This window comes from Luteolibacter sp. Populi (genome assembly GCF_040801775.1).
Classification (GTDB): domain Bacteria; phylum Verrucomicrobiota; class Verrucomicrobiia; order Verrucomicrobiales; family Akkermansiaceae; genus Haloferula.
This window is the reverse complement of the sequence record NZ_CP161812.1, coordinates 1,212,254-1,230,297: the sequence shown is the minus strand read 5'-3', so window position 1 is coordinate 1,230,297 and position 18,044 is coordinate 1,212,254. Positions and strand designations below refer to the sequence as shown.

Genomic DNA, 18,044 nt, shown 5'->3' with positions numbered 1-18,044 from the left:
GCCAAGCAAGATATGTCCCTGCTGTTTGCGCGGGCAGTGTTCGCGAGAACCTGAGGCTCTGACCCTCAGGGGCTTTCCCCGCTTACCGTCGCCATCCGGAATTCCGCCGTGTCGTCATAACTGCCGAAACCGACCCGTCCGACCGGGAAGGTGCTGTCCGTAGCGGTCATGAATGGCGTGGCCATGTTGTCGGCGTAGACCGCGATTGCCCCGGTGGCGGCGTGGCTGACCCGGTAGGTCTGCCAGTTGGAGGTAAGCTTCACCGGCGGGCTGGCGGGTGACTGGATCGGTGTGGCGGTCGCGCCGTTCACCTTCATGATGACGTTCTGCGTGGTGCCATTCGAAGTTCCGGCGATGTGGGCGTAGTAGAAATGGGTCTCGTCCACGTAGCCGAAGATCAGCACGATATCGCGCTGGGTGACGTTGCTGGCGCGCAGGGTGTGACCTTCGACATCGAGTGTCGTATTCCGCCAGTCACCGGGCAGCAGCGCATAACCGCAGGGCCGGGCGGCCATGCCGGGGACCTGGCTGCCGGTGGCGTCGAGCGTGAGCAGGCCCTCGGTATGGGTCCAGGTGCTCGAACCTAACAGGACGACGCCGGCCGGCAGCGATTCGCCGCCGAAGTCGGTGCTCCACGACGCCGGATGGAAATCCCGGCGCGAGAGTTCCGCGGCTTGGAAGAAGCGCTTCTGACGGTCGATCGGTAGCGTAACCTGTTGCCAGGAAGTGTCGCCTTCGACAGTTGCTCCCAAGGGCTGCCACGTATGCAGGTCGGAGGACTCGAAGAGCTGGAAGGCCGCGTTATGACGGGTCGGATACGAGAGCGTGATCTGCGAGCCGCTCCGCTCGAGCGCCGTGGGCATCCAGTCCGGGGCCATGGGATTGGCCAGATTTACCCCTTCGTAGGCGTGCAGATCGTCGATGTTCATCGCTTGGTTGCCGGTGCCTCCTCCACTCGCGGCGATGCTGAGGAAGTGGGTGAGCGGAGTCTCCGTCTGACGCCGGAAGTGCACCGTGCCACCGAGCTGCACCGGCCTGGCATGGATGCCTCCTTGGATGTAGGCCTTCCAGGTCTGGCCGCCGGAGGCGATCCCCCTGTTGGACGCGAGGATCCAAACATGGTACCACACGCCGCTCTCCAGCGCGGGGCAGGGAGCGCCATTCACCGTCGCCGGCACGAAGGACTCCGCACCGGCCGGGCCATCGTAGAGCTGGGTCGTGCCACCGGGAGAGATCCGCCACTGCGGGGCGAAGTCGCTTTCCGTGTAGGTCGCGGGATCCGGGGGATCGACGGCACTGGCTCCGAAACTGTGCTTCAGATTGCTGCCCTCCAGACGCATGCGGAAAAACAGCGTCAGGGTTTTGCTGACCTGGGTGGTGAAGGGCAGGCGCTTGGCGACAATCGCGTTCGGATTCGCGGCAGCGGACGAGGATGCCGCGCGGCGCAGGTAATGGTTTCCGGAGGGCTCGGTCACGATGCTCACCGCCTGCGCGCCCAGCCCCGGCAGCTCCCAGGAATCCAGCGGCGCGGTCCCTTCGAAGTGATCGACCAAGCGCCAATCCGGCGCGGCCGGCTCGGAGAGATTGATGTGGCCGCTATCGACATAGAGATCGTCGAAGTAAACCTCGGTCCCGGGGGCGAGCCGCCAATAGAAGGTCTTCAGCGCGGCGGAGATTCCGGCGGTGAATTTCACGCCGGTCTTCACCAGGGTCGGCACCCCGTAGCTGCCACCCTTCACGTAAAGGTCGAAGACATCGTTCGCAGTGCCGGAGCCATTGCTGACCTGCAGCCAGACGGAATACCAGGTCTTCGGCTGGGCATCGAAGGCAGAGCCGAAAGCCGCGGCGTCGCTCACTTCCACCCGTCCCGGGTTGGTCGAGATCGAGCGCATCTGCACCTTGAGGTTCGTGGTGGTGCTGGGGTTGGTCGATTCGCTCAGGCCCCAGCGGTGCTCGTGATTCTGGTCGATCAGGCAAAAGCGGAAGAACACGGTGCCGCGGCCACCATCGGGGATCAGCGGGATCGCGATGCTCGTATTCAGCGTGGTGCTGCCGGCGGAGCGCAGGCGCATCACCCGGTTGACGGGGCCTTCGGCAGGGTCGTTGACGACCTGCACCGAACTCCCGGCCACGGATTGGTTCATCGTCGGCAACTGCCCGTCCTCGAAGTTGCCGAGGATCGCCCAATCGTCGCCATCGCCGTAGGGCGGCACGTTGCCGAGGCTCGTGTCCGCCTTCAGCCGGTAGATGGTGCCATTCTGTTTGGAGAGCAGGTAGAGCTCGCCCTCCTGATCCTGACCCACGCGCAGGTCGGCACGGCTGGCCCCGAGCATCGAGCGGAAGCTGGTCGCCACGCCGTTCGTCTCCACTCCCAGCAGCTTCGGCGGGGCAGGGGTGTCGCTGGTGCCGGTGGAGGCCGCGAGATTCATCGAGGCCTCCGGCATGATGAAGAGTTCCCCGCTGACGATATCCCCGCACAGGTACTGTCCCTGAAGTTCCGGAATTGCCGTGCCGCGATAAACGAACCCCCCGGCCACCGCCGCGCGCCCGTCATTGTGGTCGTACTGACTGACCGGGTAGGCATAGCTGCCGGGACTGGCCGGCAGGGGATAGACGTGGGTCTTGTCGGTGTAGTCGAAAAGGTAGGCACCCTCGCGCTGCGGCCAGCCGTGGTTGCTGCCCTTGGTCACCACCTCGATCTCCTCGATCGTGCTCTCGCCGATGTTCCCGCAGAACATCTTGTGGCTGCCCCCGCGGTCCCAGGAGATCCGGTGCGGATTGCGGAAGCCATAGGCGTAGATTTCGCGGACCACCGGATAGCCGTCACCCGGCGTCGGATCGACCGCGGCGACGAAGGGATTCGCATTCGCAGGCCCCGAAGGAATGTAATACTTGCCGTTCGTGGAGAGCGTGAAATTCGCCGCGCTCTGACCGCTGGCGAGCACCGGCGTGATCCGGTGGATGCAGCCGAGCGGCGAGTCGATCCGGCCGATGTTCCCCGGCTGGTCGAGCACGATCGAGCCGCCATCGCCCAGGCAGATGAAGAGACAGCCGTAGTTCTCGCTGCCCGGAGTGGCAGTGGTGTCGAATTCGATCTCCTGCAGGTCGTGGAAATTGTAAGGGAAGCCGATCCGCAGGATCTCGCGCTTGGTGAAGTTCGCCGGCGATTTCGTGATCGAAGCCGCCGAGGCGTCGCTCATCGTCCACTCGGCGATGATGCCGACCTGCGACAGATCCGGGCTGCCCGGGCCCACGAAGTCCGGGACGACGCTCCCGGAGTTCTCGCTATGGGCCGTGTAGAACTTCCCGTACCCCGGCTTCCCCGCTTGGCGGAATTCCGGGTGGAAGGCGAAGGACGCGAAACCCGTGCCGAGTCCCGGAGTGTGGATGAAGCCGGGAAAGTGTCCCGAGAGATCCAGGAACTGGCTGGCCGAGGTCGCGCTGGTGCCGGAGATCGCCCACAGCTTCCCGCGCAGGTCATTGCAGAATAGCCGCGGATCGCCCGGACAGGGCTTCAGGTGGTTGATGCGGGCCTTCGGGGTCGAGGAACTGCTGGACGGAATCGTCAGCCAGGATTTCACCTCCACGCTCAGCCCGGAGGGCAGCGGGACCGGATGGGGATTGGTCAGGGCACCAGTGGCAGCGGAAGCGGGGAGAGAAGCGCACGCCAACGCCAACGCGAGAATCGCGGCGGGAGGTGCAGTGGTCCGGTGCTTGGTCCCTCGGGCGACAAGGGGGATCAATTGAAACACACGCTATTATTTCCATTTTCTTTCAAATCAGGCAAGGTGAATGGTCTAACGGTTGGAATATCGGCCTCGGCTTGCAGAATCCGCGGGGAAAAGAGCCCGTAGGGGCTTCGGTCAAAGATCGCTCCATGGCTCCACATCGAGAACCATCCCCAGCAGCAAACTTCGCTTCACCACGCAGAAAACCCGCGATTCCATTTCCTTTGGCACCCGCCTGCCGGCGGGTTTGAGATACACATCATAGCCCACACTCCGTCCCGGGTTGCGGGCCGGGCCCAGATTGAGAAGCCCGCGGAACTTTTCGATCCGCGTAACTCTTTTTCCTTCTTCTTTGAAAAACCGTCGCAGCGCCCGTTTCGAGCGCCATTGCACGATTGCGATCCGGATTAATCCCGCCACCAGGAGTCCTATCACCAAGAGTGACAGGGCTCCGAAAGGCGTAAGATCCGCCAAGGTTGCCTTGCTGATGGAATAGTACATTCGGTTGATGAATCGCCTTAAAATTTTATTTAATCAAGCTTGAAGGTCAACTTTGGTTGATTTTCTTAAAAAGACATGAGGATCTTTATATGTCTCGGTCTCGACCGAGCATGGGTGGCCACCCTTCGCCCCACGGCAGAGCGAAAAAAAGGGGGGAGGCTCCACCCTCGGTTTATTCAATCGGGCTTGTTGCGGGAGACCTGCTTGCAAATGCTCCGCACGTGGATGCAGCATCGAAGGCGGTTCTTGAGGCAGTACTGCCGGTCTATTTGCTGATTCTGGCAGGGGCGGGGCTGCGGAAGCTCGGCGTGCTGAAGCGGGAACAGGATGATCCCATTTTCCACCTCGTCTTCAGCGTCCTCTACCCCTGCCTGATCCTCGACAAGATCATGGGCAGCGAGAGCGTCCGGCACATTTCCTCGGTAGGGTGGGGGATCGGCGTCGGCTTCGGGCTCACCGTGCTGGGATTCGCCGGCGCATGGCTGGCGGCCGTTTTGCTGCGCTTCCAAAAGGGCACCGGCCTGCGGACCTTCGCACTCTCCGCCGGGGTCCAGAATTTCGGCTACACGGCCATCCCGGTGGTCGAGCAGCTCTGGGTCGGCGGCGGAGCGCTGGCGATGCTCTTTGTCCACAATCTCGGGGTCGAACTCGCGATCTGGTCGGTGGGCGTGATGATCCTCTCCGGCCAGAGGAAGGTGCCTTGGCGGAGGCTGGTGAATGGTCCCGTGATCTCCGTGCTGCTGGGCCTGCTGCTGGTCGGCTCCGGCGCGGACCAGTTTCTGGTGCCTGCTCCGGAGGGCGGTCCACCCCCCACCGGCATCATGTGGTTCGGCGCGATGATCCGGAAAAGCATGAGCTGGCTCGGTTCGGGGACTTTCCCGATCGCGATCCTCGTGACCGGCGCGGTCATGCTGGACATGATCGGCGTTGAGAAGCCGTCCGCCCGCGTGGTGATCGGCGGCTGCGTGGTCCGTCTCGTGATCCTGCCGCTGACGATCCTGGCGGCAGCGAAGTACCTGCCCGCGCCCCTGGCCCTCAAACAGGTGCTGGTCGTCCAAGCGGCCATGCCCTCGGCCATGAGCCCGATCATGCTGGCCAAGGTCTACGGCGGCCGGCCCGGGGTGGCGGTGCAGATCGTGATCGCCACCACCGCCGTGAGTTTGCTCACACTGCCCTTCGTGATCGTCTGGGGGCGGCAGTGGGTTGGACTGTAAATTCCCTTCAAATTATTCCGGATTTACCTCCGGCGCTATTCTGCATACAGGCTGGCAGCCCCCTGACTTCGTTGGGTAGACGAGGGATTCGAATTCGACCATCTCACTGGCAGATGACAGCTCTACAAGTTCCGCTCGATGTCTCGTAATTCATCGCTCCTCCACTCGGAGGCTCTTTGGCCGGCAATCACCAAAGCTGCAAAAGAGAAGCGGGCACAGGTGGCGGTGGCCTATGTTGGGCGGGACGCGCCACGCTATCTGCCTCTAAAAAAGGACAGCGTGCTTATTTGCGACTTCTCTATTTCTGCTTTGAAAAGAGGGCTTTCCCACCCCGACGCGATTCTCGCCTACCTTGAAACGGGGGTGGAGGTCCACTCATGGGAAGGGTTGCACGCGAAGGTATTCTCCTTCGGCGGTGTTGCCTTTGTTGGTTCCTGCAATGCTTCATCGCGTTCGGCGAATGGCCTCATTGAGGCGGCGCTGCGGACGACCGCACCAGCCACCATTCGTGAAGTGACGGATTTCATCATGAGTCTTCGCGGCATTCGGATCGGGCCCGAGTTCGTCAAATCAGTAGCGCATCACTATCGGCCACCGGCGGGGGAGAAGAGCAACGGCCAAGCATTGGCCGCAATGGCCGTGCCTCTTTGGGTTGCGGACGTCTCCGAGCACGCCTCAGACGAGGCAGGGGAACAGGCGAAACGGGGGGAGAAAAGCGTCCGGAAACTGCTCTCGAAAGGAGGAGGTCACCGCTTGGATTGGTTCGAGTGGTATCCCGGAATACCGAAGGCAATCCGGGAGAATGCCGGAGAGATCCTGATGATTCACGATGACGGCTCTGGAGCGCGGCTATATCCGCCAGCACGCTATTTGCGAACCGACGAGATTCCGGGAACTGGAAGCAAGATTATATGGGTTGAGTATCCGGCAGCGGCAGAGGCAATTTTCAGGGGAAACGCGATCAGGAAGCTCGGAGCCGAATTCGGGAAGCGGTTGAAGGAGATCGGCGTCTCCCGTGAAATCCGTCACCGCGAGTTCGCGAAGCGCCTTCGCCAGCTTTGGTAGTCTACCCATGCCTGCCAAGAATGCCGTCGCCGAACTCGATGTCCTGCTGCCTGTGATCCTTGACCTGGCGTTCGGGCGGGAGCTTTGATTCTCCATGAGCAAGCCTACTTGGACCGCGATCCGAAAATCCCTCAAAGGTTGGGAGCCCGCCGCATTGCTCGCGCTGATTAAGGATCTCCACGACGCCTCGCCCAATAACCGGCATTTCCTCCTGGCGCGCGTCGGCGCGGTGGAAGGTGGCGGCGAGGCGTTCGAGAGCTTCCGCAAGCGTGTGGTCGAACCCTTCTATCCCGCGCGTGGCGAGCCGAAGTTGAAACTCGGCGAGGCCCGCAAGGCGATCCGGGAGTATCACAAGGCCACTGGCAACACGGCGGGGACCATCGAACTGCTGCTGGCTTACATCGAGACCGGTACCGCTTTCACCTGTGACTTCGGTGACATTGATGCGCGCTTCTACGACGGCCTGTGCTCCGCGATCGATGAGCTGGCCGAACGGGTGAAGCGGGAGGGGCTCGCGATGTGGGAGACCGTCTCGCCGCGATTCGGGGCGCTTGTGATCAAAACCAACGGCATCGGCTGGGGCTATCACGACCACCTGCGCTACACCTGCGGGGAACTTGAAGAACACTTTCCTGCCTGATTATGGCCTTTAACAAAGAGGAGACAGCCCGGATCGAGGAGTCCGTGACGGAATTCCTAGAAAGACGTCGACCAGCGGAGGAGGAGATTCGGCGGAAGTTGGATTTCGGATACCGCATCACCGGACAGAGCGTGGAACTCACCGAACGTCGTCCCGACTGGCGCAACCCGGAGGAGACCATCGAGATCGCGGCGGCCAAGGCGACCTATGTCCGAACCGTTTCACGGTGGAGGATCTTTTGGAACCGTGCCGACTGCAAGTGGCACACCTACAAACCGTATCCCGAGGCCCTCCTGTTCGACGAATTCCTGGCAGTCGTGGACGAGGACGAACACTGCTGCTTCTGGGGCTAGCCAACCGCCGTTTGGGTTTATGCCCGGAACTGTGGGAAGTTAGGGTTAATTTGTTGGTTAGAAACTTGAAAGGGCACCTTGGATCCTCTTGTATCGGGAGGCGCACGCCGTTTCATATGACAAACGAATCCGACTGGGAAAACACCTCCGATAATCCTAGGGCACGCTACATCGTGCCAAACCTCGACCGTGCACTCGTGATGCTGGAGCTCCTGAGCTCCCGGCCTGAAGGCATCAATGTCAGCGACCTGGGAGTGGAATTGAAGATCCCGAAGAACAGTGCCTTCCGCATTGCCGTGACCCTCGAAAACCGCGGTTTCCTCGAAAAGGTCGATAATACCAAGCGCTACCGCCTGACCCCGCGCCTGCTGATCCTCGGCGCGATGTCCGTCACCGATGCCAACCTCTTCGAGAAATCCATCGACGTGATGCGCCGCCTGCGCGACGCCACCGGCGAGACCGCCCTGCTCGGCACCCTTGCCGATGACGAGGGCGTGGTGCTCGACCAGGCGCTCGGCACCCACCACTTCAAGTTCGCGGTCGATCCCGGCACACGCTTCTGCCTGCACACCGCCGCTCCCGGCAAGGCGATGCTGGCCGGCCTGCCGGAGAAGGAGCGGGCCACCCGCGTCTCGCGTCTGAAAATGACGCGCTTCACGCCGAACACCATCACCACCCATGAGGCCTTCCTCGAACACCTGAAAGAAGTCGCGGCCCGTGGCTACGGGTTCGACCTTGGCGAGGAAATGGAAGGGCAAACCTGCATCGGCGCAGCCATCCGCGGTGCCACCGGCGGCGTCATCGCGGCGCTGTGGATCACCGCACCGTCCTCGCGGATCGCAGATGGCCAGCTCGACGCCTTCGGTGCGGTGGTGAAAGCACACGCGGATGAAATTTCCAGCCGCTTCGGGGCCGTTCTTTCCCAGATTGCATGAGGTGTGCCGCGATCATTGGTCTTGGCCTTGCGTGGACGGCGGCGATTTCTCGCGCCGCCGATAGCGAGGGCGTGGAGTTCTTCCGCAACGAGGTGAAGCCGATCCTGGAGCAGAATTGCTTCAAGTGTCACGGCGGCCTCGACGAGAAGGGCCATCCCAAGATCAAGAGCGGCCTCCAGCTCATCAGCCGCAAGGGGCTGATGAAGGGCGGCAGCCATGGTCCGGCGTTTCATGAAACGGACCACGCCAAGAGCCTGCTGCTGGAGGTCATCTCGTATTCGAACGAGGACCTTCAGATGCCGCCCCGCGGCAAGCTGGCCGATGACGAGATCGCGAAAATCACCAAGTGGATCGGCATGGGTGCCCCCTGGACGCCCGAGGATGCCGACAAGCTCGTGGAAGTCCACGACCCGATGGCCGGCGTGACCGAGGTCAATGAAAAGACCAAGGCCCACTGGTCCTACAAGCCGATGGAGCGCCCGCCGGTACCCAAGGTCGCGGAGGCCGATTGGGCACGGAATCCGGTGGATGCCTTCCTCCGCGCCAAGATCGACGAGAAGGGCCTGCAACCGGTCGGCGAGGCATCCCGCCCCGCGCTGCTACGGCGTCTCTCATACGACCTCACCGGGCTCGCACCCACCCTTGAAGAGATCAAGGCCTTCGAGGCCGATACCGCGCCGGACGCTTGGAGCAAGCAGGTGGACCGTTTGCTCGCCTCGCCGACCTATGGCGAAAAGTGGGCCCGCCACTGGCTGGAACGTGGTCCGCTACGCGGAGTCGAACGGCTTCGAACGCGACAACGAGAAGCCCTTCGTCTGGCGCTACCGCGACTACGTGATCCGGAGCTTCAACGAGGACAAGCCCTACAACCGCTTCGTCGCCGAGCAGATCGCGGGCGACGAACTTCCCGATAAAACCGCGGACTCGCAGATCGCCACCGGCATGCTGCGCCTGATGCCGTGGGACGATGAACCCGCCGACCGCAAGCAGCACTACTTCGACGTGCTGGACGACAATGTCCGCGTGGTGACCGAGGGCTTCCTCGGCATGACCGCCGGTTGCGCCCGCTGCCACGATCACAAGGGCGACCCGATCCCGCAGAAGGATTACTACAAGTTCGTCTCCTTCTTCCGCGGCATGGAGCCGATGGGCCGCGGCGGCAAGCAGACCGAATTCATTGAAGCTCCGGAACTGGCCCACGAGCGGGAGAAGACTCTCGCCGATATGGCCGTCGAGGAAAAGCGCATCCGCGAGTTCATGAAGGGCGTGGAGAGCGACGCGCTGGCCAATGTCAGCCGGACCCGCCCGGAGATCGCGGCCAAGGTCAGCAAGCTTTCCAGCATGGACCGCTGGCTGATCACGGATGCCCGGCTTCGCCCGACGAATTGGTACTACACCGTCACTCAGCCCGCGGAAGAATGGTCCTCCGTCGGCTTCCGCGCCGAGCGCGCCAAGTGGCAGGAAGGTCCCGCCGGCTTCGGCACCGCGGCCCAGGACGTGCAGGCCCGCACCGTCTGGAACGGGCAGGACATCTGGCTGCAAACCAGCTTCGGCCTTGAAGCAATCCCCAAGGCGGTGCTCATGCACCTCTACCACGATGAGGACATCGAGATCTATCTGAACGGCCGCCCGGTGCTCCAGCGCAGCGATTTCACTCGCGAGTATCTTCCGATCCAGGCTCCGCCGGAATTCATGTCCGCCCTTCAGACCGGTCGGAATGTCCTGGCAGTCCACGTGAAGCAGAAGGCGGGCAGCCAGTACTTCGACCTCGGCCTCGAGGTGGATGCCGTGACGCCGTCCGATATCGTGCTCGAGAAGGAATACCGCGCCGCCAGCCGCAAGGACCGCGAAGATTACCTGCGCGGCCAGAAGCGGCTTGAGGAGATCGAGGGCCAGAAGCGGTCGCCGGGAATCGAGGCCATGGTGGTCTCCGAAGGCGGCCCGAAGCCGCCCGTCACCCATGTCCTCCTCCGCGGCAGCGCGCATGCAGAGGGCGAAGAAGTCCAGCCTGGCTTCCCGGCAATCTGGGGCGGCGAGCCCGCCGCGATCCCGGCACCTGCGGCCGATGCCAAGTCGAGCGGTCGCCGCCTGGCGCTCGCGAATTGGATCACCCGCGATGACAACCCGCGCACCGCCCGCGTCATGGTCAACCGGATCTGGCTGCACCACTTCGGCCGCGGCCTGAGCCCCACACCGAATGACTTCGGCTACCTCGGCACCGCGCCGACCCATCCGGAGTTGCTCGATTGGCTGGCCAGCGAGTTCGTCGCGAAGGGTTGGAGCGTGAAGGAGATTCACCGCCTGCTTCTCAACTCGAAGGCCTATCGCCTGTCGATCGCCTCCGAACCGAAGGCCGCCGCCGCGGATCCCGCGAACGACCTCTTGTGGCGCTTCAATCCCCGCCGCCTCAGCGCGGAGGAATTGCGGGACTCGATGCTCGCCAGCACCGGCGAGCTCAACCTCGAAATGGCCGGCCCCAGCGTCTACATCGCGATGCCCGAGGAAGTCCTCGCGACCTCCTCCACCAAGGGCGGCAAGTGGGGCATCAGCCCGCCGGACCAGGCGAACCGCCGCAGCGTCTACGTGAAGATCAAGCGCTCCCTGCAGCCGCCGATGTTCACCGACTTCGACCTCGCCGATACCGACAACTCCTGTCCGATCCGCTTCACCACCACCGTGCCCACCCAGGCGCTGGCGATGATGAACAGCGAGTTCGTCCACGACAAGGCGAAGGCCCTCGCCGACCGGCTCCAGCGCGAGCGCCCCGACGACCTGCAGGCGCAGGTCAAGCGGGCCTTCGAGCTCGTCCTATCCCGCGATCCCGATGAATCCGAAGTCGCCCTCTCGCTGGCCTTCATGAACGAACTCAAGACGGAGAGCAAACTCACACCCGACCTCGCCCTCCAGCGCTTCTGCATCGGCGTCTTCAGCTTCAACGAATTCTTCTATCTGGATTGAGACACAAGACTGGAAGACTCAAGACGCAAGACTTGAGCCTCCGGCCCGAACGGACCCCGCGATGACCCTTCACTCCACGTCCTCCGATCTTGTGTCTTGCGTCTTCAAGTCTTGAGTCTTTTGCTTCTATGATCGTTCGTCCCAACTTCTGCGGCCGCGTCCACCGCCGCGAATTCCTCCACCAGATCGGCGGGGGCTTCACCTCGCTCGCGCTGGCAGGAATGATGTCCCGCGACGGGGCCTTCGCCGCCGACGTGCCCTACGACAATCCGCTCGCGCCGAAGCAGCCGCTGCTGCCGGCCAAGGCGAAGTCGGTGATCTTCCTTTTCATGTATGGCGGGCCGAGCCACATGGATACCTTCGACTACAAGCCGAAGATGTATCCTCTGGATGGCAAGAGCATCCCGATCAAGACCTTCGGCCGCGGCGGCAAGAAGAACGAAGGCCGCGTGGTCGGCCCGAAGTGGAAGTTCCAGCAATACGGTCAGTCCGGCAAGTGGGTCTCCGATCTCTTCCCGAACGTCGGCAGCTGCGTCGATGATATCTCCTTCATCCACTCGATGACCGCGGAGTCACCGATCCACGGCTCGGCGATGCTGATGATGAACAGCGGCTCGCTGCTCTCCGGCAAGCCGTCGATGGGCTCTTGGGTCAACTACGGCCTCGGCTCGCTCAACGAGAACCTGCCCGGTTACGTCGTCATGCTCGACAAGACCGGCGGCCCGATCTCCGGCGCCAAGAACTGGAGCAGCGGCTACATGCCCGCCAGCTACCAAGGCGTCGTCTTCCGCTCGCAGGGCAATCCCATTCTCAATCTTGAGAACCGCCCCGGCATGGATCGCGTCCAGCAGCGCTCGCTGCTCGATTTCCTCGGCGATATCAACAAGTCCCATCTCAAGGGCCGCGAGCACAACTCCGACCTCGCCGCGCGCATCGCTTCCTACGAACTTGCCTTCCGCATGCAGGCCACCGCGCCGGAGGCCATCGATGTGGACGATGAGCCGGAGCACGTGAAGAAGCTCTACGGCATGGACGGCACCCGCACCGACGACTTCGCCCGCAAGTGCATCCTCGCCCGCCGCCTCGTCGAGCGCGGTACCCGCTTCATCCAGATCTACTCGGGCGGCGCGCACAACGACGACAATTGGGATGCCCATGGCGATCTCGTGAAGAACCACGAGTTCCACGCTGGCAATACCGACAAGCCGATCGCGGGTCTCCTCAAGGACCTCAAGCAGCGTGGCCTGCTCGATGAAACCCTCGTCATCTGGGGCGGCGAGTTCGGCCGCCAGCCCACCGCCGAATACGCGGAAGGCACCGGTCGCGACCACAATGCCTACGGCTTCACCACCTGGATGGCCGGCGGCGGCATCAAGGGCGGCACTACCTTCGGCGAGACCGATGAACTCGGCGGCGAAGCCGTGCGCGACCGCGTGCAGGTCAAGAACCTCCACGCCACCGTCCTCCAGCAGATGGGCCTCGACCCGAACCACCTCTCCTACTTCTACGGCGGCCTCGACCAGAAGCTCGTCGGCGTGGAGGGAGCGGATCCGATCAAGGAGATCATTGCCTGATTCCCGCGGCAGCCCCGGGAGCGCGGACTTCAGTCCGCCCGATAAGCTCCGGCAAGTGCAGCCTGCGCATTTCGCAATGCCTCCCCGACTGGCAATTGCAGATCGCGCCGATTTTGTCCCGTTAGCTCCCTTAACCCCCCAAGACCCGCTGGAACAGCTTCTGCGAGGGATATTACCCTCCATGAATCCTACCGATCTCGCCCGCGCGTGCTTCACCGCCTACGATTCCCGCGACCGCGAAGCGATGGAGCATCTTCTCGCGGATGACTTCACCTTCAGTAGCCCGCTGGACGACCGCATCAGCCGCGACCGCTACTTCGAGCGCTGCTGGCCGAATGACACCGGTAAGCAGCAGCGCCACATCCTCCGCACCTTCGCCGAGGGCAACGAGGTCTTCGTCACCTACGAATGCTCCCGCAGCGATGGCTCCCGTTTCCGCAATACCGAGTTCTTCCGCATCCAGGACGACCGCATCAAACACGTCGATGTCTACTTCGGCTCCGACGATCCCTCGAAGGTCTCCGCCTCGGAGTTGCGGTCGATCATGGCCGAGAGCGTCGCCGCCTGCCGGGCCAAGGATGCGAATGCCTTGGTCGCGCGGCATGCCGCCCAGGTCATGGCCTTCGATGTCGTCGACCCCCTTCGCTATCGCGGGGCGGATGCGGTGGAAGAGCGTACCCGCCAATGGCTGGACTCCTTCTCTGGACCAATCGGCTACGAATTGCTCGATCTGGTCGTGGTGGCCGGCGGGGATGCCGGATTCTGCCATAGCCTGAATCACGTGAACGGCACCAAGACGGATGGCAGCAGGATCAGCATGTGGTGGCGGGCCACCGTCTGCTTCCGGAAGATCGGCGGCGAATGGAAAGCCACCCATCTGCACAGTTCGGTGCCCTTCGACCCCGAAACGGGACTGGCTTCGATCGGTCTGGAGCCGTAGTGAGGCGGGTGGAATCTTCCGTGAGACAGACCAATCGTCGGGCGGCGCTAAACCCGCACCCCGTCTTGGGACGTCCCTTCTGACCACCGCTCCACTATGAATCCTGGCCTTCCTCTTGCCTCGTTGCTCCTCGTCTCCGCCGCCATCGCCGATCCTTCGGTGAAAGTCACCACCGCCCACAGTGCCACCGATGCCGGATTCAAAGGCGAAGGCGTCCTGCCCCCAGCCATGAACGACGCCGGGGCCAAGGCCTTCTTCAGGGTCATCTCCGGTGCCGCCAACGAAGTCTGCGGAGTCCTGCCCGTCGTCCAAGACGGCAAGCCCCCGGGCAGCGAGGACGATCCGGATCGCAATTTCTTCTTTGCCATCGGCGAGAAGGGCGGCCGCCTCAGCGCTGACCTCCACGGCCCGATCGCGGTCAAGAACGTCGCCACCTATTCCTGGCACGCCGGCCCGCGCGCCCCGCAGATCTACAAGCTCTACGGCACCGATGGCAGCGCCGCCAATTTTAACGCCGAGCCCGCTGCGGACATCGATCCCGCCACCGTCGGCTGGAAGCTGATCGCCAGTGTCGATACCCATGACAAGGGTGCCGGCCAGCACGCCGTCTCCATCGGCACCGAGGGCGGCGAGCCGCTCGGCACCTTCAGCCGCCTGCTTTTCGACATCCAGGCCAACGACGAATCGAACGGGCAGGGGAACACCTTCTTCAGCGAGATCGACATCATCGACGCCAAGGGTCCGGCCCTGCAGCACTACGAGCACAAGGTCGAAACCTTCACCTCGAAGGACGGCAAATTCAAATACATCCTCGATTCCTCGGAAGCTCCGGATCTCGCCGATTGGGCGAAGAAGAACCTGATGCCGGTGATGGAGGAGTGGTATCCCAAGATCATCGCGATGCTTCCGGTCGAGGGCTACACCCCGCCGGATACCATCAACTTCACCCTCAAGCTGGCCACCACGCTGCCCGGCCATGCCCAAGGCGTGCCCGCCTTCGCCAGCGGCAAGAACGTGACTCTCAACGCGAACTTCATGCGCGACCAGGCCGGCGGCGAGGCCGTCGGCTGCGCGATCCACGAGATCGTCCACGTCGTCCAATTCGGCAACCCCGGTGGGTCGACCCGCGGCCAGCGCCCGCCGACCTGGGTGACCGAAGGCGTGGCCGACTACATCCGCTGGTTCCTCTACGAACCGCAGGCCAAGGGTGCCGAGATCACCAAGCGCAATTTCGCCAGCTCGAACTACGACTCCAGCTACCGCGTCACCGCGAACTTCTACGACTACGTGATCAAGAACCACGAGAAGGACCTGATGCGGAAGCTCAACCTCGCCACCCACGCGGGCTACACCCCGGAGCTCTGGAAAGACTGGACCGGCAAGACCGCCGAGGAACTCGACGCCGCCTGGAAGGCCGCCAACAAGCTGCGCCTTGGCATTGAGTAATCATGCAAGGGGCAGCGCTTGCCGCTGAAAGCGCCAGAAGGCAGGGACCTTTCTCCGAAAGGTCAGGCTGGGGATGGCCCGGAGTCCCGCAACAATGTCGGTTCACTTCAGGTCGCCGCCATCCCGCCGGACCGCTCGGATATCGGTCCACACGAGAGACCGCCGCCTTCTCCCGGAGGGAAAAAATCGAGTAGCCGGGGGGTCGAGCGCTCCAAGCGCGAACCCCCCCGGTTGTCCGGAAACGTCAGCGAACCCCGGTTGGGATTCTAGCAGGTCCGCGCCTGGTAACTCGCTATGGGCATCCCCGACGCTTTGGCAATCCACCTCCTCATATCCCTGCGCAGCCGCACCTCGATTGATGATTGGAAGATTGATGATTGGTGATTTCCTCCCCCCATGAAGCTCCTCCTCGCCTGCGACAAATTCAAAGGCTCCCTCAGCGCCGTCGAAGCCTGCGAGGCCATCCGCGCCGGCCTGCCTCCGGAATGGACCGTCGACATCTGCCCGATCGCGGACGGCGGCGAAGGCTTCATCGAGACCATGCTCGCCGGAACCGGAGGCGAGCTCGTCTCCGCCGCTGCCAGCGATGCCCTCGGCCGCCCGGTCGTGGCCAGCTACGGCATCTACCGTAGCCCGGAGGGTCCGGTCGCCATCCTCGAAATGTCCGCCGCCAGCGGTCTCTGGCGCATCGCCCCGGAAGACCGGAATCCCTGCGCCTCCAGCACCCTCGGCACCGGCCAACTCATCCGCCACGCCATCGAAGTCTCACAAGCCGTCCGCCTCCTGATCGGCATCGGCGGCAGCGCCACCAACGACGGCGGCGCGGGCATCGCCGCAGCCCTCGGCGTCCGCTTTCTCGATGAGAAGGGCTGGGAAATGCCACCCGTCCCGGAGAACCTCTCCTTCCTCCATTACTTGGACGAATCGCGGCGCATCGACCTGCCCGAGATCATCGTCGCCTGCGATGTCGACAACCCTCTAACAGGCCCACGCGGTGCCTCCGCCGTCTTCGGCCCGCAAAAGGGAGCCTCACCGGAAGAAGTCGCCTTCCTTGATGCCACCCTGACCCGCCTGGTCGCGATCTCCGGCGCGCAGCTCGAAGCCGACACCCCCGGTGCCGGTGCTGCCGGTGGCCTCGGCTTCGGCCTGATGCGCTTCGCCGGAGCAAAGCTGGTCTCCGGCTTCGACCTGGTCGCCGAAGCCCTCGGCCTCGCCGAACGCATCGCCGCCGCCGACCTGGTCATCACCGGCGAGGGCTCCCTCGATTTCCAAACCCTCGGCGGCAAGGGCCCCGCCGGAGTCGCTGCCATGGCCAAAGCCGCCGGCGTCCCCGTGCTCGCCGTCGCCGGTCGCGTCGAAGACAGCGCAGGCGCCCTTTTCGATGCGGCCCTGTCCTTGGAATCCTTCGGCCTGCCCCTCGCCGACTCCATCGCCCGCGCCCCCGAACTGCTCACCCGTCTCGTCGCCGGGCATGAGGGCTTGCTCCGCGGCCTGCTTGCCCGCTAGGACAGTCGGCGCAATGAGCGACGTGGTTCTTCTATTCTCCGGACAAGGCGCCCAGAAGGTGGGCATGGGCAAGGATTTCCACGAGGCCTCGCAGACGGCGCGAGCGATGTTCCGCAAGGCCGATGAAGTCCTCGGCTTCCCGCTCTCCCAAACGATGTTCGAGGGGCCCGACGACGAACTCACCCGCACCTCCCGCTGCCAGCCTGCCCTCTACCTCCACGGCCTCGTCGCTCTGGCGCTGCTGAAGGAAAGGGTAGGGGGCCTCGTCCCGGTCGCCGCCGCCGGCCTTTCCCTCGGTGAATTCACTGCCCACGCCGCCGCCGGCACCTTCTCCTTCGAGGACGGCCTCAAGATCGTCGCCCGTCGCGGCCTCTTCATGGAGGAAGCCTGCCAAGCCACCCAAGGAGCCATGGCCGCCCTGATCGGTGGCGAGGAGTCCGCCGTGAAGGCTCTCGCCGCCGAGTGCGATGTCGATGTCGCGAACTTCAACGCCCCCGGCCAGATCGTCCTCTCCGGCACCGTCTCCGGAATCGATGCCGCCGTCGAAAAGGCCCGCGACCACGGCATCCGCCGCGCCATCAAGCTCAACGTCGCCGGGGCCTACCACAGCCGCCTGATGCAGTCCGCGCAGGACCAGCTCGCCGCCGAATTGACCGGTGTCGCCATGCAGCCCCCCGCACTCCCCGTCGTCTGCAATTTCGGGGCCTCCGTCGTCGCCGATCCCGCCGAAATCCGCGCCATGCTGGAGAAGCAGGTCACCGGCTCCGTGCGCTGGGCCGAATCGATCCAACTCCTTGTCAGCAAGGGCTATCGCACCTTCATCGAGCTCGGCCCCGGCAAGGTTCTCGCCGGCCTCGTGGCGAAGATCGACAAGGACCTTACCGTCCATTCCGTCGAGGATCTAGCCTCCTTGGAAGCGGTCACCGAGACCCTGAAATAAGTGGCGGAAAAAGTGAAAAATGATGTTGCACCGTTCCGGCCACCCCCCTAGCTTCCCGCCCACGCCGCAAGGCGCTGAAGTTACCAGTGGAGCGGTAGTTCAGTTGGTTAGAATGCCGCCCTGTCACGGCGGAGGTCGCGGGTTCGAGTCCCGTCCGCTCCGCCACTGGTAACCAGAATAGGCCGCCCCTCACCGGGCGGCCTTTTTTGTTCTCCCGTCCCCGCAACTCCAAGGGAGCGGACGG

General features: G+C 63.5%; 12 protein-coding genes, 1 tRNA gene and 1 pseudogene. 13 read left to right on the top strand and 1 reads right to left on the bottom strand.

Annotation, left to right across the window (positions count from 1 at the left end; all coding sequences use genetic code 11):
- Positions 1–65: 65 nt before the first annotated feature.
- On the bottom strand, positions 66–3,671 hold the full coding sequence (locus ABWK72_RS04785; RefSeq protein ID WP_367873645.1) for a sorbosone dehydrogenase family protein: 3,606 nt from the start codon (positions 3,669–3,671) through the stop codon (positions 66–68).
- Positions 3,672–4,450: 779 nt separating this feature from the next.
- On the opposite strand from ABWK72_RS04785, the gene ABWK72_RS04780 reads away from it, so the two are divergent.
- From ABWK72_RS04780 to ABWK72_RS04720, 13 genes and pseudogenes are all read left to right on the top strand, one after another.
- Positions 4,451–5,443 carry an AEC family transporter gene (locus ABWK72_RS04780; protein ID WP_367873644.1) on the top strand — a complete coding sequence of 331 codons (993 nt, stop codon included), beginning with the start codon at positions 4,451–4,453 and terminating at the stop codon, positions 5,441–5,443.
- A gap of 138 nt (positions 5,444–5,581) precedes the next feature.
- The gene (locus ABWK72_RS04775; protein ID WP_367873643.1) at positions 5,582–6,508 is read left to right on the top strand and encodes a hypothetical protein; all 927 of its coding nucleotides are present in this window, start codon (positions 5,582–5,584) and stop codon (positions 6,506–6,508) included.
- A gap of 94 nt (positions 6,509–6,602) precedes the next feature.
- Positions 6,603–7,148: a hypothetical protein gene (locus ABWK72_RS04770; RefSeq protein WP_367873642.1), complete on the top strand. Its 546-nt coding sequence runs from the start codon at positions 6,603–6,605 to the stop codon at positions 7,146–7,148.
- A 98-nt stretch (positions 7,149–7,246) separates the two neighbouring features.
- Positions 7,247–7,501 carry a DUF3024 domain-containing protein gene (locus ABWK72_RS04765; protein ID WP_367873641.1) on the top strand — a complete coding sequence of 85 codons (255 nt, stop codon included), beginning with the start codon at positions 7,247–7,249 and terminating at the stop codon, positions 7,499–7,501.
- Between the two features lie 116 nt (positions 7,502–7,617).
- Complete coding sequence (locus ABWK72_RS04760) at positions 7,618–8,436, top strand: IclR family transcriptional regulator (protein ID WP_367873640.1); 819 nt, start codon at positions 7,618–7,620, stop codon at positions 8,434–8,436.
- Positions 8,433–9,182 (top strand): annotated as a pseudogene (locus ABWK72_RS04755) (DUF1549 domain-containing protein); the annotation flags it as partial. The gene ABWK72_RS04760 and the pseudogene ABWK72_RS04755, both read left to right, overlap by 4 nt.
- Before the next feature lie 13 nt (positions 9,183–9,195).
- Entirely contained in the window at positions 9,196–11,394 is a 2,199-nt protein-coding gene (locus tag ABWK72_RS04750; protein ID WP_367873639.1) for a DUF1549 and DUF1553 domain-containing protein, read from the top strand.
- 128 nt (positions 11,395–11,522) lie between these two features.
- Entirely contained in the window at positions 11,523–12,968 is a 1,446-nt protein-coding gene (locus ABWK72_RS04745; protein ID WP_367873638.1) for a DUF1501 domain-containing protein, read from the top strand.
- Positions 12,969–13,149: 181 nt separating this feature from the next.
- Positions 13,150–13,908, top strand: coding sequence for a nuclear transport factor 2 family protein (locus ABWK72_RS04740; RefSeq protein WP_367873637.1), 759 nt, complete (start codon positions 13,150–13,152; stop codon positions 13,906–13,908).
- 96 nt (positions 13,909–14,004) lie between these two features.
- A complete protein-coding gene (locus tag ABWK72_RS04735; protein ID WP_367873636.1) occupies positions 14,005–15,354 on the top strand; it encodes a basic secretory protein-like protein in 1,350 nt (449 codons plus the stop codon).
- 396 nt (positions 15,355–15,750) lie between these two features.
- Positions 15,751–16,860: a glycerate kinase gene (locus ABWK72_RS04730; RefSeq protein WP_367873635.1), complete on the top strand. Its 1,110-nt coding sequence runs from the start codon at positions 15,751–15,753 to the stop codon at positions 16,858–16,860.
- 13 nt (positions 16,861–16,873) lie between these two features.
- A complete protein-coding gene (gene fabD / locus ABWK72_RS04725) occupies positions 16,874–17,800 on the top strand; it encodes an ACP S-malonyltransferase (RefSeq protein ID WP_367873634.1) in 927 nt (308 codons plus the stop codon).
- An 88-nt stretch (positions 17,801–17,888) separates the two neighbouring features.
- Positions 17,889–17,965: transfer RNA gene (locus ABWK72_RS04720), tRNA-Asp, on the top strand.
- Positions 17,966–18,044 lie beyond the last annotated feature (79 nt).

What these genes read in the sequence shown, in the direction of transcription:
- ABWK72_RS04775 (WP_367873643.1), top strand. Translation starts at nt 5,582, where the DNA reads ATGTCTCGTAATTCATCGCTCCTCCACTCGGAGGCTCTTTGGCCGGCA.
- ABWK72_RS04770 (WP_367873642.1), top strand. Translation starts at nt 6,603, where the DNA reads ATGAGCAAGCCTACTTGGACCGCGATCCGAAAATCCCTCAAAGGTTGG.
- ABWK72_RS04760 (WP_367873640.1), top strand. Translation starts at nt 7,618, where the DNA reads ATGACAAACGAATCCGACTGGGAAAACACCTCCGATAATCCTAGGGCA.
- ABWK72_RS04745 (WP_367873638.1), top strand. Translation starts at nt 11,523, where the DNA reads ATGATCGTTCGTCCCAACTTCTGCGGCCGCGTCCACCGCCGCGAATTC.
- ABWK72_RS04740 (WP_367873637.1), top strand. Translation starts at nt 13,150, where the DNA reads ATGAATCCTACCGATCTCGCCCGCGCGTGCTTCACCGCCTACGATTCC.
- ABWK72_RS04735 (WP_367873636.1), top strand. Translation starts at nt 14,005, where the DNA reads ATGAATCCTGGCCTTCCTCTTGCCTCGTTGCTCCTCGTCTCCGCCGCC.
- ABWK72_RS04730 (WP_367873635.1), top strand. Translation starts at nt 15,751, where the DNA reads ATGAAGCTCCTCCTCGCCTGCGACAAATTCAAAGGCTCCCTCAGCGCC.
- fabD (WP_367873634.1), top strand. Translation starts at nt 16,874, where the DNA reads ATGAGCGACGTGGTTCTTCTATTCTCCGGACAAGGCGCCCAGAAGGTG.